Annotated in this window: 17 protein-coding genes and 1 pseudogene; 3 read left to right on the top strand and 15 right to left on the bottom strand. The window is 72.2% G+C overall.

Translation table 11 applies throughout. From position 1 onward, the window contains the following. The first annotated feature begins 437 nt into the window (after positions 1–437). Both ABZ386_RS30570 and ABZ386_RS30565 read left to right on the top strand, forming a co-directional pair. Positions 438–809 (top strand): low affinity iron permease family protein, encoded by a 372-nt coding sequence (locus tag ABZ386_RS30570; protein ID WP_358966786.1) that lies wholly within the window; start codon positions 438–440, stop codon positions 807–809. A gap of 264 nt (positions 810–1073) precedes the next feature. Then, positions 1074–1262 (top strand): annotated as a pseudogene (locus tag ABZ386_RS30565) (hypothetical protein); the annotation flags it as partial. A gap of 25 nt (positions 1263–1287) precedes the next feature. On the opposite strand, the gene ABZ386_RS30560 reads toward ABZ386_RS30565, so the two are convergent. The 14 genes from ABZ386_RS30560 to ABZ386_RS30495 form a co-directional block, all read right to left on the bottom strand. Next, positions 1288–1659, bottom strand: a complete 372-nt coding sequence (locus ABZ386_RS30560; RefSeq protein ID WP_358966785.1) for an STAS domain-containing protein — start codon at positions 1657–1659, stop codon at positions 1288–1290. Positions 1660–1922: 263 nt separating this feature from the next. After that, the gene (locus ABZ386_RS30555; RefSeq protein ID WP_358966784.1) at positions 1923–2123 is read right to left on the bottom strand and encodes a hypothetical protein; all 201 of its coding nucleotides are present in this window, start codon (positions 2121–2123) and stop codon (positions 1923–1925) included. Positions 2124–2128: 5 nt separating this feature from the next. After that, on the bottom strand, positions 2129–2725 hold the full coding sequence (locus ABZ386_RS30550; RefSeq protein WP_358966782.1) for a DUF5994 family protein: 597 nt from the start codon (positions 2723–2725) through the stop codon (positions 2129–2131). 612 nt (positions 2726–3337) lie between these two features. Continuing rightward, positions 3338–4531, bottom strand: coding sequence for an HTTM domain-containing protein (locus ABZ386_RS30545; RefSeq protein ID WP_358966779.1), 1194 nt, complete (start codon positions 4529–4531; stop codon positions 3338–3340). Then, positions 4521–5204: a DUF5819 family protein gene (locus ABZ386_RS30540; protein WP_358966776.1), complete on the bottom strand. Its 684-nt coding sequence runs from the start codon at positions 5202–5204 to the stop codon at positions 4521–4523. The genes ABZ386_RS30545 and ABZ386_RS30540 overlap by 11 nt, the downstream gene beginning before the upstream one ends. A 138-nt stretch (positions 5205–5342) precedes the next feature. Next, positions 5343–6650 (bottom strand): ice-binding family protein, encoded by a 1308-nt coding sequence (locus ABZ386_RS30535; RefSeq protein WP_358966774.1) that lies wholly within the window; start codon positions 6648–6650, stop codon positions 5343–5345. A gap of 488 nt (positions 6651–7138) precedes the next feature. After that, positions 7139–7477 carry a hypothetical protein gene (locus ABZ386_RS30530; protein ID WP_356503495.1) on the bottom strand — a complete coding sequence of 113 codons (339 nt, stop codon included), beginning with the start codon at positions 7475–7477 and terminating at the stop codon, positions 7139–7141. Next, positions 7458–8720 (bottom strand): CHAT domain-containing protein, encoded by a 1263-nt coding sequence (locus ABZ386_RS30525; RefSeq protein ID WP_358966771.1) that lies wholly within the window; start codon positions 8718–8720, stop codon positions 7458–7460. The genes ABZ386_RS30530 and ABZ386_RS30525 overlap by 20 nt, the downstream gene beginning before the upstream one ends. After that, positions 8717–11239, bottom strand: a complete 2523-nt coding sequence (locus ABZ386_RS30520; protein ID WP_358966769.1) for a hypothetical protein — start codon at positions 11237–11239, stop codon at positions 8717–8719. Before ABZ386_RS30520 ends, ABZ386_RS30525 begins: the two co-directional genes overlap by 4 nt. Before the next feature lie 88 nt (positions 11240–11327). Continuing rightward, positions 11328–12953 carry an amino acid ABC transporter substrate-binding protein gene (locus ABZ386_RS30515; protein WP_358966766.1) on the bottom strand — a complete coding sequence of 542 codons (1626 nt, stop codon included), beginning with the start codon at positions 12951–12953 and terminating at the stop codon, positions 11328–11330. Between the two features lie 5 nt (positions 12954–12958). Further along, positions 12959–15130 (bottom strand): hypothetical protein, encoded by a 2172-nt coding sequence (locus ABZ386_RS30510; protein ID WP_358966764.1) that lies wholly within the window; start codon positions 15128–15130, stop codon positions 12959–12961. Between the two features lie 164 nt (positions 15131–15294). Next, positions 15295–15762: an MSMEG_6728 family protein gene (locus tag ABZ386_RS30505; protein ID WP_356503503.1), complete on the bottom strand. Its 468-nt coding sequence runs from the start codon at positions 15760–15762 to the stop codon at positions 15295–15297. 17 nt (positions 15763–15779) lie between these two features. Continuing rightward, on the bottom strand, positions 15780–16235 hold the full coding sequence (locus ABZ386_RS30500; RefSeq protein WP_351347850.1) for a DUF4383 domain-containing protein: 456 nt from the start codon (positions 16233–16235) through the stop codon (positions 15780–15782). A gap of 13 nt (positions 16236–16248) precedes the next feature. Beyond that, positions 16249–18795: a SpoIIE family protein phosphatase gene (locus ABZ386_RS30495; RefSeq protein WP_358966840.1), complete on the bottom strand. Its 2547-nt coding sequence runs from the start codon at positions 18793–18795 to the stop codon at positions 16249–16251. A 162-nt stretch (positions 18796–18957) separates the two neighbouring features. On the opposite strand from ABZ386_RS30495, the gene ABZ386_RS30490 reads away from it, so the two are divergent. Then, entirely contained in the window at positions 18958–19929 is a 972-nt protein-coding gene (locus ABZ386_RS30490; RefSeq protein WP_355727475.1) for a DUF72 domain-containing protein, read from the top strand. On the opposite strand, the gene ABZ386_RS30485 is transcribed toward ABZ386_RS30490, so the two are convergent. Beyond that, positions 19829–21619 (bottom strand): copper resistance protein CopC, encoded by a 1791-nt coding sequence (locus tag ABZ386_RS30485; protein ID WP_358966837.1) that lies wholly within the window; start codon positions 21617–21619, stop codon positions 19829–19831. The two genes, ABZ386_RS30490 and ABZ386_RS30485, sit on opposite strands and share 101 nt — an antisense overlap. Positions 21620–21625 lie beyond the last annotated feature (6 nt).

Raw genomic sequence — 21625 nt, 5'->3', positions numbered from 1 at the left:
GCCTCGCCGGTTCCCCGATTCTGATCGCGACGGGTGGAGCATCGCGGTTCGAGAAGCAGAGGCCGCGGTTCAGGGACAGAGTCCTGCCACGGCCAGCTGGAAGAGGCCAGCGCCGGAGTCAGTTACAACTCTCTCTACTGGGCAGCGCGCGCCCTCCGTGTGCCCGAGTTGCACGAAGGCCACCCGACGAGGGGCATTTGAGGATCTGTACCGACGCCACACCAGCCGATTGTTACCGGTCGTGGACGGTGACGGCTCGTCGTGCGACCAGTCCGCGCAAGCTGGCGACCGCGACGGCTGCGACAGCTCCGCTTCCGCACGACAGGGCTTCCGCCTCGACGCCGCGCTCGTAGGGTGCGGCTGCCCTCGGGATGGTCCGCCTCTTGGCCGGGCGTGGCAGCCCTGGGGCATGCCACCGTCCGCTGTAGAGAGTGGGCATGATTCTCAAGCACCCGTCCGACCGCGGAGGCTCCCGGGACAAGCCGTTTGAGAGGCTGGCCGAGAATGCCTCGCGGTTCACCAGTTCGGCAACGTTCTTCGGGATCTGCCTGATCCTGGTCGCCGTGGCGGTCACGTTGCACGTGATCGGTTTGCCGATCACGTGGCTTCTGTTCGTGGGTGAGGCAATGTCGGCCGTGACACTGCTCATGGTGGCGCTGCTGAAGAACTCCGAGCTGCGGGCCGAACGCGCCGTCCAGCGCAAGCTCGACGCCATCGCAGCAGCCCTGCTGGAAGGACAGGAGGGCGACGGCCCAGGAGAAGCACACCAGAAGCTACGGTCCACCCTCGACAGGGAAGAGAACTCCTGATGCGCTCGGTTCTCGCACGCTTGCCCCGCTTCGTGAGGGAAGAGGCCACCGTCGAGACGAGATTGAGGGTCGCACGGTTGGTGCGACTGATGCGTTCGTGAAGTCACCCGAGCTCAAGTTCTCAAGGCGAAGCCAGCTCTCACCAGGGTCTGGTGCTCTCACCGCAGCATCATGAGCGACACGTGTGTGCAAGGTGACGCTCCTATCTGGCTCCCGTGCTGGGCCGCCCCTGGGCTGTGCGAGGGCGTCAAGGGTGAGAGGCCGGTGACCGAGGCGTGGACACAGGCAGTACGGCACCAGCTCGACCTGGGCCGACTGCTCCCGCTCGGCGGGCCGGACGACGGGACATGGATCACCGAGCAAGCAGCCGTCCGGGCCCTGGGGCGCGCGGCCGCTGAGATTCCCGATGTCCGGGTGGAGATCCTGCGTGTCGGGTCGGCACCGGTCGAGCCCGCTCGCCCCCGGTGGAGCAGGGCCGTCACGGTGCACCGCGTGCGAGGGCGGGAGGCCGACTTGACGGTGGTCGAACGGTGTGGAGCTCGTGGAGCAGGAAACCGGAGCCGGTGATCTCGATGATGCGGGCCATGATCGGCGGCGGATGGTGCAGGCGGAGGATCGTTCCGGCTTCGGTGGCGAGCTCCGATGCCGCGAGGAAGGCGTTGAGTCCGCTGGCGTCGCAGAAGGTGACCTCCGTGAGATCGACGTCGGTGGTGCGGATGCCATCGTGCATGCATTCGGCCAGCGCGACACGCACGAGCGGGGCGGTGGCCAGGTCGACCTCTCCTGCGAGGGTAACCAGCGCGCAAGTGGGGTGGTCGTGCCGGTTGACGTTCAGCCGTGGCAGGGGCATGGCTCCTCGGTTCGGCGAGCCCTTCGGAGAGCCTCGCGGCTGGACCAGGTCCGGTCCTCGCGGCGGGCCGCCGATGCGGGGTGTGCGAGAGGGGCGGTGAACGGCCGCCCCTCAAGGATGAGTTGCCGAGCGGGCTGTCGTGACGGTTCGGTCAGGCCGACCCGTTCGGCGACGGCCGGGAGAGCCTGCCGAATCGGTGGGCTCACCCGGCTTGCTTACGGGGGCGCCGCCAAGAGAGCCCCCCTCGTCCGCCGGGCCCGCGATCATCGTGACGGCGGCCGGTGCCGCGCTCTCTCCCGCCGGCCGCGGGCCTTGCGCGGAGCCGGTCCCGCGACAGGCATCCCGGAGTGGCCGTAGTGGATGGCGGCCATGCGGTCGCCGTGCTGCGAGTTCAGCAGACGGATGAGGAGCACTCCGAGGGCGATCAGTCCCAGGATCACGGCCACGGTCACGAACGTCTCCACGGTCCTCACCTTCCCATCGGCTGCTGCGGCATCGCGGTGGTCATGGCCGGGATCCATGGACGTGCGGCCCCGTCCGGGGCCTCAATCCCTCCTTCGGAGTCCCAGACCGCTTCCACGGCCCGGTCGGCGTCGTGCAGTGTCCGCAGGCGCGTCGCCTCCTCGACCAGCCGGCTCGCGGTCGACATGCCGCGTGGGTCACTCGCGGCGGCCATGAGCCAGGCGGCCGAGTCGGGAGTCGTCTGCGGTGGGACGACCAAGAGGTTCCAACGGCCCACGTGGTAGGAGAGCAATAGCAGTTCATGCGGGTCCTGCTCGTCCCGGAACCAGCCCACGTTCACTACGTGCCCGGCGACGGGTGCCTTGCGCGGGATGACCGGCCACTGGGCGGGATTCACCGTGACCCGGGTGATCCGCCCCCACAGCGGATCCAGTACGGCGGTCAGGGACGGGAGTTCCGCCTCGAGATCGCGGGAGCGGGGCCACCAGGCGCCGTCCAGCAGAGCCGGGGCGGAGCCGGCGGGAGCCAGCGACAGACGCAGAGGAGCCGGGGAGACCCGGTCATCGGCCTCGGTCGTCGACGGGCGGGAAGTGGTCGCAGTCATGATGCGAACCCTGCCCCGGGCCGGCATGAGCCGGCCCGGAATATTCGATCGCCGAAAACGACACGAGCCTGAATGCCGGTGCGCGAAACATCCTCGGTAATTCCAGCGTACTCCTCGAACAGGCCCACCGGACCGTACGGACGACGGAGGATCGGTCCTGTGCGCCCCTCCCCGGAACCGTTGTCCCTCAGGCAGGCAACGATCCGGGCTCGGGCAGTGAGCACCCCTCGGCGGGATTGCGGCGGACGTGTCATGGCCGCGAACGACGCCCCGCCAAGATCTTCGTCGAAATTGCGGACTCCCTCGTCGAGAACTTCGACGTCATCGACCTGCTGCACCGGCTGTCCGCGCTGCGTCGAGCTGCTCGAGGTGCCGGCGGCCGGTATCCCTCGTCATGGAGCTGGCCGGGAAGGCCGTGACGCGGCTGTCGACCGCCCCTGCGGCGGGCAGGGAGGCGGAACGGATCTCGTTGTTCGGGAGCGTCCATGAGACACAGCGGCACGTCAGCTCGGGCGCGGACACCGGACAGGCCTCGGCCGCCCGCGAGAGACACCAGCCGTGGCCAGGGCACTCCCTCGGGCGGTGCCGGAGGATGCCTGCGTATGACGCGCGTCAGGGCCCTTTCGAAGGGAGCCGAGGGAACACCGTCTCCGGACGGTCATGGGTGTCTTTCCGTTCTGCGGGAAGCACGACCGGGTACGTCGAGGCGAGTGCGTCGCCGGGTCCGCCCTGCGCCGGGACGGCTCCTGCGCCTGCCGCCCGTACCGGTGCCGGTTCGCCGCCGTGCGTTCGGCGCAGCACGCGTCGGCCGAGATGGGGCAGAAGGGTGTAGAAGCGGTCGGGAAGGAACACCGCGTCGGCGACGATCATCGCCCCGGAGAAGAGTGGCAGCCCCATGAGTACGGCGATGCCGACGTGCATGCCCAGCAGCAGGCTGAGAACGGGGTACTTGAGCCTGCCGAACAGCACGAACGGGAAGGCCACCTGCAGGAGCACGGTCAGGTAACCGGCGATGGCGATCACGAGCGCGTGCTCGTCGACGAAGTCCGAGAGCACGGGCCAGGGACGGAAGAGTTCGAGGTTCAGGGCGTAGTGGAGAGCGGTGCCGCTGCCCCAGGTACTGCCCTGGACCTTGTACAGGCCGGCTGATCCGTAGAGAAGACAGACCTGCGCCGCGATGAGGAACATGCCGCAGTTGTGCACGACCGTGACCAATACGCCCCAGGCGTCGGACAGTTGCCGGGCGAGGGGGTGCCCCGACGGTCGCGGCGCACTGTCGGCACGAACCGATTTCAACCTGTTTCTGCGGGCGTCCAGGGACCAGCGTCGGCCGCAGGCGGTGAGGACGAGGTAGAGGGACATCAGCAGGATCAGGTTGTCGCCCCCGTCCGTCATGAAGATCGCGCGGGCGTGGAAGGAGGTCACCACGACGGCGAAGAGAACGGACATGACGCGGGTCCTCCAGCCCAGCATGAACAGCGCGGACGTGATGAGGGCCAGCCCGTAGCAGAGTTCGAGGAATGCCTGGCTGTCGCACAGGACCAGCACGCTGACCCAGCCCGTCTGTTCGAAGAGTTCACGGGCCAGGGCGGGGGTCCAGGGAGATCCGGGGCCCCAGATGTCGTGCCGGTGCGGGAACTCTCGCACCAGAAAGACGAAGTAGAGCAGCCCGTAACCGATGCGCAGCACCGACGCGGCGTACAGGGACACCGGCCGCCCGGTCAGGAGGTCCCACCCCGCGGCGATCCGTTCGCCGAGCCATGTACAGGCGCCGGGAAGCGCCGTCCTCCGCGGCTCATTCGGCATGGCGGGTCACCTTCCACCAAGGCAGAAGCCGGTTCTCGGACGGCTTCGGCGGACGAGTGCCGGCCCCTGATCCGGGCACGGCGACGGGTAGTGTGACGACGCGGAGCTGGACGAAGTCGAACGTGTCGCCTTGCCGGGCGGTGAGGCGGTCCGCGGCGATGTTGGTCAGATACGTCCGCATCATCACGGCGCGCTCCGTGCGCGCCGTGTCGTCCCCTCCGTGCGAGTCGACGTAGCCGGACCAGGCACGGCGCAGCATGTTCTGTGCCGTGTGGCTCGGGAACACATGATGTTCGACCGCGGAGCCGTCCACGGCCGTGAGATCGAACCAGGGACTCACCTCAAACGATCCGTCGGCATCGGTGTGGGCGGATCTCGCCAGAATCTGCCGGTTGACGGATTCCGGATCCGGGGCGAAAAGCCGCCAATTCTGTTCGAAGAAGGGGAACACCCATGCATTGACCTGCGAGCCGTATCGCTTGGAGACGGTGTTGGCCGGTGCCACGTGGAGAAACAGCAGAAGCACGTGCACGACACTCGCCACCATGCACAGGACCACCATGGCGCACAAACCTGCTTTGATGACACGGGCGCCTCTCGGCAACTCGGGCGGAGTGGCGTCAGGGCGTTCCTGCACATCCGGACTGGACTCGGAACGCTGGATTTCCTTCACGTCCGCAGCATCGATTCCGCTTGACATCGCCTACCGCCTTTCTCACATCGGCTGCCCATGCCGGGCGGCGCGCGGCGGATTCGAAGAGATTCCGCCGCGCGCCGTCATCTGGTGAGCGGGCCGACCGCAGTGCGTTGCCTAGCCGTCGTGGCGCTTGGAGTGGTCGTCGCCCTCGTGCCCCTTGGGCGCCCCGTCGTGGCCGTAGCCTTCGTGGGGCTGGCCGCCGTAGCCGTACTTCTCGTGGGGCTGGTCTCCGTAGCCGTAGTTCTCGTGGGGCCGCTTGCCGTGGTCGGAGTCGTCGCCGTGGCCAGGCTTGCCGTGGCCGTGCCCGCCGCCGTGGCCGGGCCTTCCGGGCTTGTCGTCATGGCCCGGCTTGCCCGGGCCGTGGTCGTGCCCGCCGCCGTGCCCGCCGTTCCCGCCGCCGTGCCCGCCGTGCCCGCCGTTCCCGCCGCCGTTCCCGCCGCCGTTCCCGCCAGTGGTGTTGCCGGCCGTGTTGCCCGCGGTGTTCCCGGACGTGTTGCCGGCGACGTTGCCCGAGGTGCTGCCGGGCGAGGCGATGGGTCCGCCCAGGAGACCGCCGGTGACGAGGCCGCCGCTGACGAGGCCGCCGCCGAGGAGACCTCCGCCGGTCGTGGTGCCGGTCGTCGTGCCTGCGGTGGTTCCGGTCGTCGTGCCGGTGGTCGTGCCACCCGTCGTGGCACCCGCGCATCCGCCGAGGAAGATCCTGTTGTTGTCGAGCGTCACGGCGCCGTTACGCGCCAGCGCGCGGCCTTCGATGTTCGTCCCCGTTGTCACGCTGATCGATTCCAGCGCCATGATGGTTCCGACGAAGACGGAGTTGGTGCCGAGGGTGGCCGAACTCCCGACCTGCCAGAACACGTTGCACGGTGAGGCGCCGTTCGTGAGGAGGATCTGGCTGGACGATGCCGTGATCAGGGTCGAGGGGATTTGGAAGACCCAGACGGCGTTGGGGTCTCCGTGGGCGTCCAGGGTCAGGGTGCCGTTGATCTGGACACCGCCGGATCCACGGGTGTAGACGCCCGGGTCCAGCGTCTGGCCCGCACCGATCACCGAACCGAGTGCGAAGTCCTGTGCCTGGCCGGCCGCGTTGTTGTACGCCTGAACCAGGTCGGCCTTGGCCTGGAGGGCCTGAGCGTCCGCGCGGTGCACCGCACCGCGCACCTCGCCGGGCGGGAATCCGGTCACGGATGCGTTCGGGTGGGTCCCGAGGTCGTTGTAGAGCACGGTCGGGCCGGTGTTGGTCACCCCCTCGCCTGCCAGAACGGAATAACTGGCCGCCGTTCCCAGACCCGGGGCCGTGGCGATGGCCAGTGCAGGGGTCGGCGTTACGGCGACCATCACGGCGGCGACCGTCGCCGCAAGGACCGACGCCAGCACGCCGGACAGGGAGCGCCGGTCAGCCGCTTGTGGAATCTTCAGCTTCATCTGAAAGGCCAATCCTGTGAGGACCGTGGCGTACCGGGCCCCACCGATCACCCGGGAAGCCCTGTTGCTCTTACGCAGCGGCACATTACGCAGAAATATCCTTGTAACGGACTTGCACAAGACAGAAGAAATGCCACTCATTCGAACGGCGCACAACGCTAGGAAAATAGCTTGAATTCAAAGGGCAGGAGCCGAATGCAGCATTTTCCCTACCGGTGCTTCCGGTGCTCCGTACGCTCCTCACGAGTGACATCCCCACACGCCGCGATGCGACACGCATGTGTTGTCCGAGTGGTGCGTCCGATTCGCGCTCTGTCCACACGCTCCAGCTGACCGCACTCTGAACCTGCCAGAGCGTCACCTCGGTTCACCAAGACCGGGATACCGATCTGGCTCGGGGTTTGGTGATCATCGCATTGATCCATGGCTACGCTCGATAGCAATGGACGAGGGAGGGGTGGACCAGGTCCTCGGCCCTTCCGGGCGCGTCAACCCCGGGTGAAGGTGAAGGTGATGCCCGCCCGGCCGGACAGTTCGCCGCCCGAGCCGAGCAGTGACACCGTCCCCTTCGCGCTCACCTCCGCGCTGAACGTCACCTCGTTCAGCTGGAACTCGCCCGCGCGCTCGGGCAGGGAGGCGATGACGTCCTGCATCGACGTGACGAAGTCGGCGAGGCGGGCGCGGAGTTCCTCGGCGGGGATCTCCGTGCGGGCGGCACGCCACTCCTCGAGGCGGCGGAGGGTCAGCCGGTCGGTGCGGCCCTGGTCGGTGTCCTCCAGGCCGAGGACGCTGATCGTCTTCGCGGTGTCAGGGGTGGGCTCGGGCACGGGGTGTCTCCTCGGAGGTCGGGCGGACGTGCAGGTCGGGGTCGGCGTACGCGGCGTACGTGAGGCCGAGCGGGTTTCGTAGCGTGTAGAGCAGGTGCAGGCGGGACTCCAGGAGTGCTCTGCCCAGGGGGATCCTGCGGATGAGGAAGCGTTCGTACAGCGCCTTGGAGAACGCGGCGGCGACGTCGTCGGGGATCTCGGTCTCGGTGCCGATGAAGCCGCGGTTGCCGTTCATCAGGAAGAGGTACGGGAACGACGGCGCTCCCGGGGCCCGCAGCCGGCCCGAGCCGCAGGCGTTCATCATCACCAGCGGCAGGTCGAAGTCGCGCAGGTCCCGGTCGGCGCCGAGGGCGACGAGGTCCGCTCCGAGGGCGCCGAGCGTGGTGCGCGAGTGGTGTCCCGCTCCGCTGAGTTCGATCTCGGACGCGAGGGTGTCGTCGGATCGCGTGTAGCAGTGGCAGGCGAAGTGCTGGACCTGGTCGGGCAGTTCGCGGCGGGTGCCGTCGAGGAGGAGCCGGGGGTCGAAGATCTGCTCGGCCAGGCCCGGTGCGTGTTCCGCGCCGTCGGGGTACGGCCCTTCGAGGTCGATGTGGGCGCTTCCAACGCCGCTGAACCAGGCCAGTTCCTCGACGGCTCCTTCGAGGTGCTCGTAGTACAGGTAGCGGGCGGGGACCCGGCCGTGCGGGCCGGTGTGCAGGGCGAGGCCGCCGTGGACCGGGGCGGGCAGCATGGCGCGGCGCACCACGCACGAGAAGCCGATGAGGGTGCGGCAGGCGGTGATGAAGTCGGCCGGGGTCTCGACGGGCGGACCCGGGAACATCCGGAACAGCGGCAGGAACTCCAGCGGGAGGAATCCGTCCCGGCCGCCGACGCACTCGACGAGCGGGGGCGGCAGTTCGGGGTTCATGCCGTACGGCAGGGCGTTGTTCCAGAACGCCTGGAGTTCCTTGAGGACGGCCTGCTGTCCGCCGAACAGGATGAAGAGCAGGGTGCGGCCGAGGCCGTGCAGGCTCTGGAAGACCCGGTTGAGGTCCTTGTCCTCGACGTCGAACCCGGTGAGTTCGTCCTTGAGGCGGGTCAGCCCCCGGTCCAGTTCCTGGCGGACCCTGAGCAGCGCGTCGCTGCCGACCAGGGTGGCGCGTACGGGCGCGATGCCCGGGCGCCCGGCGGTGAACTCCAGGCGGGTCGCCTCGGCGCTGGTCAGGACGCGTACGGAGACGTCCGGGGGCCGTGCCTCGCTCATGCGCCGTCCGTCGCCCCGGCCGGGGCCCGCACTTCTACCTTGAGGGCGACGACCTGGACGAGGTGGCCCGCCTGGTAGAGCTGGAACCACACCTCGTGGCCGCCCTCCTCCTCGGGCAGCCGGAACTCGAAGGCCGTCTGCCGCTCGTTCTCGACGAGGAGGTTCCTGCGCTGGGGCAGGGGCGTGAGCGTCGAGCTGTCGGCCATGGCGTCGAAGGACACCGTGCGGGTTTCCCTGCCGCCCTCGACGCGGACCGGTTCGAAGACGAAGAAGTCCCGGCCCGGGGGGCTTTCGATGACTGACGGGAGGTCTTGGGCGCGCGGGTCGCGCACCACCGAGACGAACAACTTCACCCGCTGCCCCGCCGGGGCCGTGATCGTGCCGCCCTCGGCCCGTACGTCCTGCTGCCCGCGGTCCAGCTCGATCGCGAGATAGCCGGTGAAGTTCGACAGGGCGGGGCCGGTCACGGACTCCTTGACCGAGGAGTGGATCGCGTCTCGGATGTCCCGTTCGAACTGCCGGTGGAGTGCCGTCAGATGCTTCTTCAGGTCGTCCTTCAGGCCTTCGCCGATGGGGCCGGCCGTCCGGCGGGCGACCTCCCGAGCGAGCGCGGACACATCGATCTCCCCGGCGGTGGCTGTCGCGAACCGCGAGGCGTGTGAGGCGTCCTCCTCCCGGAGCGCCTGGCGCACCTCGGCGCGGATGCCGCCCCCCACCCGCAGCGCCACGAGCGCGGCGAGTTCGTCGAGCCGGGCGCCCTCGGGAAGCTCCGGCTCCGCCGGCCGGTGCCGCGCGGAGCGGTTCGGGGGCTGCTCACCGCTCAGTTCGGCGGCCAGCCGGATCATGAGCGGCCCGGAGGGATCCGGGGGCAGGGTGATGTGCAGGCGCTCCGCCAGGTCGTACCGGTAGACCTCGACCGCGTGCGCCTTGGCCTCGTACACCTCGGCCAGCAGCCGGCGCGCCTGCACCAGCCCGATCGCCGCCAGGAGCAGCGGTCCCCAGACGAGCGGCACGGGCCGCCAGTCCGTGTAGCGGAAACCGCCGAGGCCGGTGAGTGCGACGAGCAGCCAGACCCCCGATGTGCACAGGGCGGCGGCGAGGGTGATCCGCCAGACCAGGACGCCCCGTTCCCGCCGCCACAGCTGTCGACCGACCTCGTCGGGGACGACCAGGGCGATCCGCGGCCAGATCTCGTCGATGGCGAGGCCGGTGGTGAGGGCCGTACGCCGGTCGTGTTCGGTCACGGCGGCGGAGCGGAGGGGCTGGGCGAGACGCTGCCACCAGGTGGCGGAGCTGCCCGGATGCGGGTCCAGTTCGCGCAGGCGGCGCTCCCACTCCCGCTCGCGCTCCCATTCCCGCTCGCGCTCCCACTCCGGGGACGACGACCACCCGGGCGGTCCGTATCCGCCCGGCTCGCGGGACAGCCGGCCGTAGCCGTCCGGGCGACGCCGGGGCCCGGCCTCCTCCTCCGTCAGCACGCGCACCCGCCGGGCCAGTTCGGCCGCCCAGGCCCCTGCCCGCCCGGTGCCCGTCCACAGCAGTACGGCGTACTGCGCCACCAGCAGAACGGCACCGGCCACGGCCAGCCAGCCGACCCGCAGCAGCCGCTCGTCCGGATCCGCCCCGCTCCACGGCTCCCCCTGCGACATGGCCCACGCCAGGCTGCCCAGCGGGACCAGGATCCCGGCGAGCTGCGCCCCGGGCGAAGCCGTCCGGCCTCCGACCTGGGCGGACCGCCGGCGGACGGCGGAGGCGAGGGACAGCACGCCGACGACGAGCAGCGGACCGCCCACCGCGACACCGCCCGCCCACCACGCGGCGACGGTCTCGCCCCGCAGCGCGAACCGCGCCACCACACCGCCGACCCCCAGGACAGCGGCGGCCCAGGACACCTTCAGATACCGGTCCTCGGCCGACCAGTCCTCCGAGTCGGACAGCCAGAAGCCCGCGGCCAGCGCCGCCATCGCGGCTCCCAGGGCCCAGGCCGCCCACGTGGGGCCGTCGGCCGCGAAACGGGCGGTGAGCCAGGCGCCGCACGCCTCGGCCAGGACGAAGGGAGCGACGGCGAGGATCTCTTCGGACGGCGTGTGGCCTCTGGGCAGGCCGTAGCCGGCGCTGACCTTGGCGGTGCGCCAGGACGCGGCACCGGTCAGCGCGACGAGCAGGGCTCCGGACGCCCAGGCCGTCACATGCTCCTGGTCGCGGGTCAGTCTCGCGGTGATCAGGGTCAGTTCGGCCACCAGGACCATCGCGAGGATCCCGGTCGTGTGCAGGTGCAGCGTCCGGGTTTCACCCTGGCGAGTGGACTGGCGGCCTCGCCGGACGCGGGCGACGGCCGCCTCGGCGCACCACGCGGCGGCCGCCGCGAGCACCAGCCACCCGCCGAGCAGCCACACACCGCCCGCCGGAACACCCGCCACGGGGGCGAGTACGGCACCCGCGCCGCCCGCGCCGACCAGGACCGTCGCGGCCGTCGCGAGGAGGGCGAGGCCCCGCGTGGTGCCCGTACTCCCCGCCATCTCTCCCCCTCGGCCGCTCCGGGTCCGGCAACTCATCGACCAGTATGGCCAGTTGTGACAGCGCCCGCGACGCCCCGGGCGGCGGCCCTCATGGAGTGCTGCTGGGGATCACGCAGTTCTTCGGCTGGGGGCGGCCCGTGGGCCAGCCCAGGCCGACGAACTTCAGGGTGCCGTCGCCCTTCGTGCCCGGGTCCAGTTCGACGATCGCGACGGGTTTGTCGTAGGCGTTGCCGCCGGTGGTCAGGCAGATCAGCCCGCTGGTGCCCGCGACACGGTGGCGGGAGTGCAGGAGGGACCACTGGCGGCCGACGTCCTCGCGCGAGGGGACCGTCGTCCCAGAGGCGCCCTGCTGGGCCTGGTGGAGGGCCTTGCCGATGGTGAGGAGGCCGTCGTGGACGAGCATCGTGCGGGAGTCCTCCAGGTTCGGGGTGCCGCCGAGATCGATGCCCTCGGCTTCCGTCGCGATGATCTGGCGGCGCAGGGCGTCCAGGGCCGCCCTCGGTTCGGTGAGGTACTGCGGGAGGTCCCGCTCGGCCGGTTCCCGGCCGTCGTGGGTCGACCGCCACTTCTTCGCCCAGGCGGTCAGCTCGGTGGTCCAGGCGGCGGGGTGGGCGGGGGCCGCGTACTGCACGGTGACCTTCGCCGTGCCGTCGTCGCCGCGGAGCTTCGCCCAGTCCTGCTCCGTCATGTCCTGGCGCAGCGAGGCCGCGTCGGAGCCGCTGACGATGGTGTAGTGCCGGCCCTCGCAGCCCACCTCGGCGAGTTTGAGGGCGAAGATGCGCAGGTGGAGGGTGCGGCCCGCGAAGTAGACGGTGTCCGCCTCGGAGTCGCAGATGTTGTTGGCGGTCTGGGTGAACTGGTTGCCGGTCGAGCCCGCCTCGTCGATGGACGGGGACTCGAAGGACATCGCGGCGGGGCCCGCCGGGCCCTTCTCCCTGATCCTGCTGAAGGCCCGGGCGAGCGACTCGTTGTAGCCGTCGGGGCGTTTGTCGTAGACCAGGACCGTCTTGAGGTTCCGGCGGCCCCGTTCGCCGTTGAAGTCGGCCAGGGCCTGGGCCGCGTCGTTGTTGGTGGCGAGGATGCGCGCGAGGCCCGGGAAGCGCAACTCGGCCATGCCGTCGGCCTGGTCCTTGTTGGCGATCCGGTCTCCGCTGATGCGGGCGGCCAGCACCGGGATCCGGTTCTCGGTGAGGCGGGCGACGGCCGCTTCCGTGGCGGCGAGGCTCAGGTTGAAGCCGGTGACGGCGCGCAGCCGGTCCTCGGGGGAGGCGGCCATCCGCAGCAGGGTGTCGACGACCTTCGCCTGATGGCCGTAGTCCTGCCCGGGGTTGGCCAGCACCAGGCGGATCTTCGGCGGTTCGCCCTCGCCGGAGTTGGCCTGCCGCTGCCCGAGGTACGCGCCCTGGAGGTCGCTGCGCATCTGCCGGCGCAGTGCCTCGCGGTCCGACTGGAGCGGCAGCATCATCGCCACCGTGACGTGGGGCTGCTTCTCGATCCTGCGGTTCTCGCGGGCGATGGCCCGGGCCACGGGGGCGATCTCCGGGGTGCCGAAGTCGTAGCCGTCGCCGTTGACGCCGACGCACTCGCCGTCGATCCGCTCGACGCCGTCGGCGCAGGTGTCGGGCTTGCGGACGAGGGAGGTGGTGACCGCGATGCCCGCGATGACCAGCACCGCGCCCAAGACCGAGTAGAGGATCTTCTTCCATCTGGGCATGCCCGCTATCTCCTTCGCCGGAGCTGTTCGGTGCAGGTGCAGCGCAGCAGGGGCTGCTCATTCTCCGCCAGGGCGCTCCAGTCCGTCGCCGTCCTGCTGAGCAGGCCCGCGCCGTCGAAGTCCATGATCGAGAGCAGGTCCAGCAGCTTGGCCAGGGTGCGTGCGGTCTCCTTGCCGGTCGGCCGGGTCCGCTCCTCGCACAGCCACACCGCGTGCAGCAGCTGGTCGACCGTGCGGCGCAGCGGCGGGCCCTCCGCCGGGACCAGGCCCTGGGCGCGCTCCCGCCGGGCGTCGGCGCCGCCCGGGTAGGGCGCCTGGGCGATCTCCAGGAGTTCGGCGCACCACTGGCGGGGGCGGCCGGGGAGGGTGGCGGCGAGGTGGCTGACGACGTCGTCGGCGCCGCCGGACACCAGGTGGTGGTTCATCCGGTGTGCGGTGAGCGAGCGGAAGGCGCCGCCCGCCGAGGGGGTGTCCGGGCCGGCCGCGCGCTCGGCGTAGTGGTCGCGCAGCAGATGGTGGTCGGCGTACCAGGCGGCGCCGCCGGGGCGCAGTCCGTACAGCCGGTGCACCAGCAGCTGGCGGAGGCCGAAGTCGCCGATGAAGTGGCGTTCGCAGGTGGGCCAGCCGGTGTCGGTGAGGAGCCGGGAGACGTGGTGGGCGGTCAGGTGGTGGACGTGTCCCGACTGGTGGTGCCGGAGCAGGACGTCCGCGCACTCGGTGTCGTGGGCCACGGACAGGTGGGTGAGGAGGTCGAGCCAGTGGGCGTGGTGCTCGGTCGGGAGCCGGACCGGTAACTGGTCCAGGACCAGCTCCCGCAGCAGCACCTCCGCGACGGGGCGTTCGGTGGCGTCGTCGCCGGGCAGGCGCAGCGGGGCGTCCAGGATGTCCCGGTCGTTGGCGTCGGCCGGCATGCGGAAGGCCGCCGCCGCGGCGGCCAGGCGGATCACCGTGTGGGGCCGGCCGCCGCTCAGCCGGGCCACGGCGGCGTCGATGCGGCGGCGGTTGGCGCCGCCCTCCGGCTCGGCGTACCGCTGTCTTCGTACGGTCTCCCGGCGGAGCTGGTCGCCGGTGAGCAGCGGCATCCGCAGCAGGAGCACGCCGTCGGCGAGCGGGGCCCGGTCGGCGCCCTCGTCGGTGCGCCGGGTCCAGTCGGGCGGGGCGCCGTCGGCGGGCCGGTACTCGGCCGGGGGCGTCACCTCTCGGGGCGGCAGGCCGCCGTGCAGGAAGGCGCCGCCGTCGGACCGGCGGGCCGTGCCCACGATGACGACGCGGTCGCGCTGCCCGCCCCGGCGGTCGGTGAGGACGGCGCGCAGCAGCCGCTCGCCCAGGGGCGCCTCGGCGTGGTCCAGCAGCAGGCCGGGGCGGCCGACCCGGCGCAGCCAGCCGGCCGGCCCGCCGAACGCCGCCTCCAGGTCCTCGCGCAGGGCCCGGAAGAGGAAGCTCTCCGCCACCTCCCGTGCCTCGCCGCCGGCCCGGAAGTCGGCGGCGAGGATGCGCAGCCCGATCCGGGGCTGGCCGGCCGCGCCGGGGTAGGCGCCGTAGATCCGCTCCAGTTCCGCCCTGCCCCGGGGGGCGAGCCGCTCGAAGAGGGCGTCCAGCAGGGCGTTGCTCACGGCCGCCGAGTACGGGTCGAATGCCTGCCCGGACAGGGTCGTCAGCAGGTTGCGGATGGCGCCGCGCAGCACGCCCCGCCAGAAGTCGCCCGTGGCCAGGCCGCGCAGGCGCTGCTTCTGGGGCAGGTTCTCGTAGCGCTCGGCCTCGGTCGCGACCGCCTCGGGCGTGCCCTCCGCGACGCCGGTCGCGATCACGGCGAGGCCGGTGAAGAGCCGCGGGAAGGCGAACGAGCCGCCCGTGCCCTGCCAGGTGCTCAGCCGCCCGGCGACCTCGACCAGGGCCTCGGTCGCGGCCGAACGGGCGCCGGGCTCCGGGTCCGCGCGGTCCGCGTACACCGGGGAGGCGCAGTCCAGGTGGATCACCGGCACCTTGGCGGCGAAACGGTCCCGCACGGCGCGCAGCAGCCGGCCCTTGCCCATGCCCGGGCCGCCGGTGAGCAGCACCACGGGGAGGTCGGGGCCGTACAGCGGGTCCTTGCCGGCACCCGACGGAGCCCGGCCGAACAGACGAGCGAAGAAGCCCTCCTCGTCGAGGAGTTTCTCGAAGCCCAGTTCTTCACACACGGACCCCCCATGGAGTACCTGCCCGCCCGCGGACGGGTGACCGGTGACCGATGTGCCAGAAAAGATCCAGTGGAACACGGAACCATCCGGTCGACAACGGGGGCCGCATGGAAGGAAGTTGCGAAAACCGGACCTACGGCTGCCAGGCCTACCGACTGCCGGGCTTACGGCTGCCGGTCCGACGCCGGCCAGACGTAGGGAAGGTCGTCGGGGACGCCGGGGAACAGCTCCGTGTACGTGGCGGGGTCCTTGCGGACCAGGGCGGAGCGGTGGCTGCGGTGGAAGCCGGCGTCGCCCAGCCAGGGCGGGAGTTCGCCCTCGGCGGCCAGCACGGACTGGTCGCGGACCGGGGCGTGCGGGCGGGCCGCGGCGAGGTCGGCGACCAGGGTGGCCGCGCAGCTGTCCTGGTGGCCCAGCTCGCGCCAGACGCGGCAGACCTCCAGTCCGTAGCGGACCAGCGCCTCCTCGTACCCGGCCCACATCCGTACGGCCGGGTGCCTGCGCCAGCCGTAGCCGGGCACGATCAGGCCCCGCAGGACCTGCAGCGCCTCGACCCGCTGCTTGCCGAGCCGCCGGCGGTCCAGGGCCAGGGCCGAGTCCCGGAAGCCGGGGTGGGGGAGGAAGGTCTGCACGCCGGTGGCCCCGGGCCTCAGCGGGTCTCGCGGGTGCGGGCGGTGCGGCGGCTCAGGGCGAGGGCCGAGCCGATCATGGCGATGCCCAGGACGAAGTGGAGCCAGTCGTCCGCGGTGTTGAGGGGCACGAAGTTGGCGTCGCTGTCGTGGCCGACGGACAGGCCGTAGACCCACAGCACCAGGTAGACGGCACCGCCGACCATCAGGTAGGCGTACGCCCCGGCGGCCGTGCGGGCAAGGGCGAGACCGGCGAGGCCGTAGGCCAGGTGCACGAGGTTGTGCAGGATCGACACCTGGAACAGGCCCAGCAGCTCGGCGCCCGACTCGTGGGAGGCGAACTCCATGGAGTCGTAGTCGGTGGTGATGCCGGGGATGAAGCCCAGCACGCCGACCAGCAGGAAGACGAGGCCGAACAGCTGGGCGACCCGCTGGACGGGGGTGCGGACGGCCCGGTGGGAGGTGGATGTGGTCATGGCCGGTGGCTCCTCACTGGAGAGACGGGAGAGACAGGGACTGTTCCGCCCAGATGGTCTTGCCCGTGGCGCCCTGGCGGGTGCCCCAGCGCTCGGTCAGCTGGGCCACCAGGAGCAGGCCGCGGCCGCCCTCGTCGTAGCTGCGGGCGCGCCGCAGGTGGGGTGCGGTGTTGCCGCCGTCGGACACCTCGCAGATGAGGGTGGAGTCGTGGATCAGGCGGAGCTGGATCGGCGGCTCGGCGTGGCGGATGGCGTTGGTGACGAGCTCGCTGACGACCAGTTCCGTGACGAAGACGGCGTCGGACAGCCCCCAGCGCTCCAGTTGCGCCACCACGTCCTTGCGGGTCTGGGCGACCGCGGAGGGGTCGTCGGGCACCGCCCAGGTGGCGACCTGGCCGGCGTCGAGCGCGCGGGTACGGGCGATGAGCAGGGCCACGTCGTCGGCCGGGCGCCGTGGCAGCAGGTCGGCGAGGACCGTGTCGCACAGGGCGTCCAGCGAGGGTGCCGGGCGGGCGAGTGCCTCCCGCAGCTTGCGGACGCCGGTGTCGATGTCCCGGTCGCGGTTCTCGACCAGGCCGTTGGTGTAGAGGGCGAGCAGACTGCCCTCGGGGATCTCGACCTCGGTGGCCTCGTACGGCAGGCCGCCCACGCCGAGCGGGGGCGCGGCCGGGAGCCCGACGAGTTCGACGGTGCCGTCGGGGCTGACCAGGGCCGGGACGGGGTGCCCGGCGCCGGCGAAGCAGCAGTGTCGCGACACGGGGTCGTAGACGGCGTACAGGCAGGTGGCGCCGACGTCGGCGGAGGTCTCGGGGTAGCCGGCCGGCTCCGGGGGCCCGGGGAACGGAGCGGGCCCGGGGGTGTCCGCGGGCGCTGTGGACTCCGCCCCGCGCTCCTCCTCCGTGTTCAGGCGGGCCACGAGGTCGTCGAGGTGGGTGAGGAGCTCGTCGCAGGGCAGGTCGATGTCGGCGAGGGTGCGGACGGCCGTGCGCAGCCGCCCCATGGTCGCCGAGGCGTGCAGGCCGTGGCCGACGACGTCGCCGACGACCAGCGCCACCCGCGCCCCGGACAGCGGGATGACGTCGAACCAGTCGCCGCCGACCCCGGCGTGCGCGCCGGCCGGCAGATAGCGGGACGCGACCTCGACCGCCGCCTGCCGGGGCAGCCGCCGCGGCAGCAGGCTGCGCTGGAGGGTGACCGCCGTGGCCCGCTCCCGGGTGTAGCGGCGGGCGTTGTCGATGCTGACCGCCGCCCGCGCCGCCAGCTCCCCGGCCAGGACCGCGTCGTCGTGCCGGAACGCCCCGGGGCTGCGGTACCGGGCGAAGAAGGCGACGCCCAGCGTGGTGCCGCGGGCGGCCAGCGGCACGGTCATGATCGAGTGCACGCCGAACGCCCGGACCCGGGCGGCACGGGCCGGGTCGCGTGCCAGCCACCCGGCGACGGCCGCGTCGGTCACCGCGTGCACGGCGGGCTGTCCCGTGCGCAGGCTCTCGAAGGGCGCCGAGCCCTCCGGGTAGGACTCCACCCGCCCGACCGCCCCGACCGCCTCCGGCGCCCCGGGGGTCACCGACCGCAGGGCGACGCGGCGCAGCAGCAGCGGCCCGTCGGCCGGGACCGGGTGCGCGGGCGGTTCGTGCAGGTCGTCCAGTTCGGTCAGCAGATCGACGCCGGTGAAGTCGGCCAGCACCGGGACCGTCACGTCCGCCAGCTCCTGGGCCGTGCGCGTCACGTCGAGCGTGCTGCCGATGCGCCGGCCGGCCTCGGCGATCAGCTGGAGCCGCTGGCGGGCCCGGAACTGCTCCGTCATGTCGTGCGCGGAGAGGCAGACGCCCTGGATCACGCCCTCGGGGTCGCGCAGCGCGGACGTGAAGGCCGACCAGGCGTGCTCGTGGTCCTCGCCCGGGGCGCGCAGGTAGTTCTCGTCGTACTGCGGCTCCCCGGTCCGCAGCACCCGGGCCATGCTCTGTTCCGCCTGGACACCGGCCTCGTTGTCGACGATCTCGCTGACGCGCAGCCCCCGCATCTCGTCCTCGGTGAGCGCCACGGCGCGTTCCATGTCCGCGTTGGCCCGGCGCAGCCGCAGCCGGGTGTCGTAGATCGCCATGGCGCAGCACGGGGACTGGGCGAAGCTCCAGCCCACCAGGGCGTCGTCGAGGCCGGGCCGCGGCTGCCAGCCGGTCAGCGCGGAGACGATGAGCCAGGCGGGGGCGCCGGTGCCGGGCTCCCGGTGGTGGGCGAGGATCCGCACCGTCAGCTTGCGGCCGTCCCGGTGCCGGAGCGCGACGTCGCCGTTCCAGCGGGGCAGCCCGGCGAGGGCGGGCATGCCGCCCCGGACCGGGATCGGCTCGGCCAGCAGGTCCGCGGCGCGGCGGCCGGTCATCTGCCCGGCCGAGTATCCGAGGAGCCGCTCGGCGCCCGCGTTCCAGCCCGTCACCGTGCCGCGGTCGTCGAGGGTGACGCGGGCGGTGAGGGCTTCGCCGACGAGGGCCTCGAGGACCTCGCGGGCCTCGGGCTCTTCTCCGGACGGCCGGGTGATCCGGCCGAGGGTGACGGGCTGCTCCATGTCGGTCATCTCGCTCTCGCGGGGCATCAGCCATGACCCCCGCTTACTGACCCCGGATACATGCAATTATCACCTGTTTACCCCTATTGAGGGGGTTTCACCGTCCCGCGGCGGCCGGGCTGCGGGAGCCTGCCGCCGCCCGGCCCGGGTAACCGCTCCCCCATGGGCGAGATCCTCGTGGGCACGTGTTCCTGGACCGACCGCGCGCTGGTCGGCAGCGGCTGGTACCCGCCGGGGCGGCGGGACGCCGAGGGGCGGTTACGGCACTACGCCGAGCGGTTCCCGGTCGTCGAGGTCGACGCGTCGTACTACGCGCTGCCGAGCGAGCGGAACAGTCGGCTGTGGGCCGGGCGGACACCGGACGGGTTCGTGTTCGACGTGAAGGCGTTCTCGCTGCTGACCGGGCATCCGACCCGGCAGGCGGTGATGCCGGACGGGCTGCCGGCGGACCCGCGGGACCCGGCGGTGCTGGACGAGGTGTGGGCCCGGTTCGCGGCCGGGATCGAGCCGCTGCGGCAGGCCGGGCGGCTCGGGAGCGTGCTGTTCCAGTTCCCGCCCCGGTTCCGGCCCGGGCCGCGGGCGGAGGAGTTCCTGCGGGAGTGCGCCGAGCGGACCCGGGGCTGGCCCCTCGCCGTGGAGTTCCGCCATCCGTCCTGGTGGGAGCCGGGCCGGGACGAGGCGACGAGCGCGCTGCTCGCCCGGTACGGCATGGCCGCGGTCGCCGTCGACATGACGCAGACGCTGCCGTCCTCCGTGCCGCCCGTGACGCCCGTGACCTCGCCTCGGCTGTCCGTCGTGCGGTTCCACGGCCGCAGCACCGCCTGGGGCACCGGCAGCAAGGAGGACCGGTTCCGGCACGCCTACGGAGAGGACGAACTCGCCGAGTGGCTGCCCCGCGTGCGCCGGCTGGCGGAGCGGACCGAGCGGGTCCACGTCCTGTTCAACAACTGCTGCGGCGACGCCGCCGTCCGCGCCGCCGAGACCATGACCCGGCTCCTCGACGGCGACCGGCCGACGGCGGCACCGGGGCTGCCTAGGGCGCGATCCGCACCTGCTTCTCCACCGTCACCTGGTCCACCTCCGACACCCGCACGGTCGTCTTCATCGTCCAGGTCCCGGGGAGCGGCAGGGTGACGGCGTTGGTGCTCCAGTAGCCGCCCCGGTCGGTGAGTTCGGCGTCGATCGGGCCGACGTCGCGGGAGGGGAGGCTGAAGGTGACGCGGAGTTCGGGGATGACCACCAGCCCGGCGTCGGAGCCGTGGACCACGGCCTGGATGCCGTTCTCGCCGACCCGGGCCGGGTCCAGGGTGATCCACACCTTGCCGCGGCCGGTCACGGCGCCCGTGCCCGTGTCGTAGGGCACCGTCACCTGGGTGGTGGGCGGCAGCGTGCCCGCCGGGGCCTGCCGCGCCGCCTCGGCCTGGGCGCGGCCGGGCAGGGTGCCGGTGAGCACGGTCGTGATCAGCAACACCGCGGCGGCGACGGCGACTTCGACGAGGACGGAGCGGCGCAGGCCGCGGCGCAGGGCGTCCGGACTGTCGGAGTCGCCCGGGCCGTCCGAGTCGCCCGCCACCGTGTCAGGACTGTTCCGCTCCTCGGGTTCGGCCGGTGCGCCGACCGGTTGCGGGACCCGCGCCGGTACGGCCGTCCGGGCGGTGGCCGCCGGTGCGGCGATCCGCGCCGTCCAGCGCCGCGAGTACCCGGCCGCCAGCAACAGCGCGGTCACCGCGACCAGTTTGGCGAGCAGCAGCCTGCCGTACGACGTGCCGCTCAGCACGGAGAGGGAGCCGAGGCCGCGCCAGGACTGGTAGAGGCCGGTGACGGCCAGGACGATCACCGAGGCGAACGCGATCCGGGAGAAGCGCGGCACGACCTCCGTGAGGTCCTCGCCGGACGAGCGGCGCAGGGTCAGGAGCAGCGCCACGAGACCGCCGAGCCACACCCCGGTCGCCAGCAGGTGCAGCACGGACGACGTCATCGCCAGCGGCACCTGGATCCCGGCGGAGGCGTGCTCGGCCGCCGCCCAGGTCAGGGCCAGTCCGGCGGCCAGGGCCGTGCCCAGCGCGAGTGCGACGGGCTCCCGGCGGTCCCGGCGCCGGGCCAGCCACACCAGGAAGACCGCGCTCAGCACGAGCAGGGCCAGCCGGGCGAGCAGGGCGAGGCCCGGGCGGCCGGACAGGGTGCGGCCGAGGGCGTCCGCGTCGAAGGCCGTCGCCGGGCCGGTGCCCGCCTCGTACGGGGCGCGCAGCAGCAGCAGGGCGACCGTCGAGCCCAGCAGTGTCCACCAGGCCGCGACCACGGGCCGGCGCAGGGGTGAGGTGCGGGCGGGCCGGCACAGCAGCGCGAACGCGACCGTGCCCACGAGCAGCGCGGCGGCGAGGTAGGCGAGGTAGCGGGCGGTGGTGTGGAGGCCGCCGGTGAGGGGGTCCTCGGCCGGGCCGGTGTCGACCTGGAGCATGGTCGAGGAACGTTTGCCGACGGAGAAGCTGAAGGCGCCGGAGACGGGGTGGCTGTCGGCGGACACCACTCGCCAGGCGACCGTGTAGGTGCCCTGGGCGAGCTTGCCGGGCAGGGCGATGCGGGCCGTGTCGGAGCGGTCCTCCGCGTGGGTGGCCTCGCCGGTGGGGACGCGGTGCTGGTCCGGGCCGAAGACCCGGAAGGAGTCGTCGAGCAGCCCCACGGACTCGGTGAAGGTCAGGGTGACGTGGCGGGGGGCCCGCTGGACGACGGATCCGTCGTCGGGGTCGGTGGAGCGGAGGGCCGCGTGGGCCGAGGCGGGGGCCGCTCCCCCGAGGAGCAGTACCAGCACGGTGCCGAGCAGCACCAGGGC

The sequence above is a fragment of the Streptomyces sp. NPDC006140 genome, from assembly GCF_040628815.1.
Lineage (GTDB): Bacteria > Actinomycetota > Actinomycetes > Streptomycetales > Streptomycetaceae > Streptomyces.
Note: the sequence above shows the minus strand (reverse complement) of the source record. Positions and strands in the feature narration are given on the sequence as shown.

Excerpts from the sequence above, each read along its gene's own strand:
- ABZ386_RS30520 (WP_358966769.1), bottom strand. The coding sequence starts at position 11,239 with ATGGCGGGGAGTACGGGCACCACGCGGGGCCTCGCCCTCCTCGCGACG.
- ABZ386_RS30500 (WP_351347850.1), bottom strand. The coding sequence starts at position 16,235 with ATGACCACATCCACCTCCCACCGGGCCGTCCGCACCCCCGTCCAGCGG.
- ABZ386_RS30535 (WP_358966774.1), bottom strand. The coding sequence starts at position 6,650 with ATGAAGCTGAAGATTCCACAAGCGGCTGACCGGCGCTCCCTGTCCGGC.
- ABZ386_RS30560 (WP_358966785.1), bottom strand. The coding sequence starts at position 1,659 with ATGCCCCTGCCACGGCTGAACGTCAACCGGCACGACCACCCCACTTGC.
- ABZ386_RS30495 (WP_358966840.1), bottom strand. The coding sequence starts at position 18,795 with ATGGAGCAGCCCGTCACCCTCGGCCGGATCACCCGGCCGTCCGGAGAA.
- ABZ386_RS30570 (WP_358966786.1), top strand. The coding sequence starts at position 438 with ATGATTCTCAAGCACCCGTCCGACCGCGGAGGCTCCCGGGACAAGCCG.
- ABZ386_RS30545 (WP_358966779.1), bottom strand. The coding sequence starts at position 4,531 with ATGCCGAATGAGCCGCGGAGGACGGCGCTTCCCGGCGCCTGTACATGG.
- ABZ386_RS30490 (WP_355727475.1), top strand. The coding sequence starts at position 18,958 with ATGGGCGAGATCCTCGTGGGCACGTGTTCCTGGACCGACCGCGCGCTG.
- ABZ386_RS30525 (WP_358966771.1), bottom strand. The coding sequence starts at position 8,720 with ATGAGCGAGGCACGGCCCCCGGACGTCTCCGTACGCGTCCTGACCAGC.
- ABZ386_RS30515 (WP_358966766.1), bottom strand. The coding sequence starts at position 12,953 with ATGCCCAGATGGAAGAAGATCCTCTACTCGGTCTTGGGCGCGGTGCTG.
- ABZ386_RS30550 (WP_358966782.1), bottom strand. The coding sequence starts at position 2,725 with ATGACTGCGACCACTTCCCGCCCGTCGACGACCGAGGCCGATGACCGG.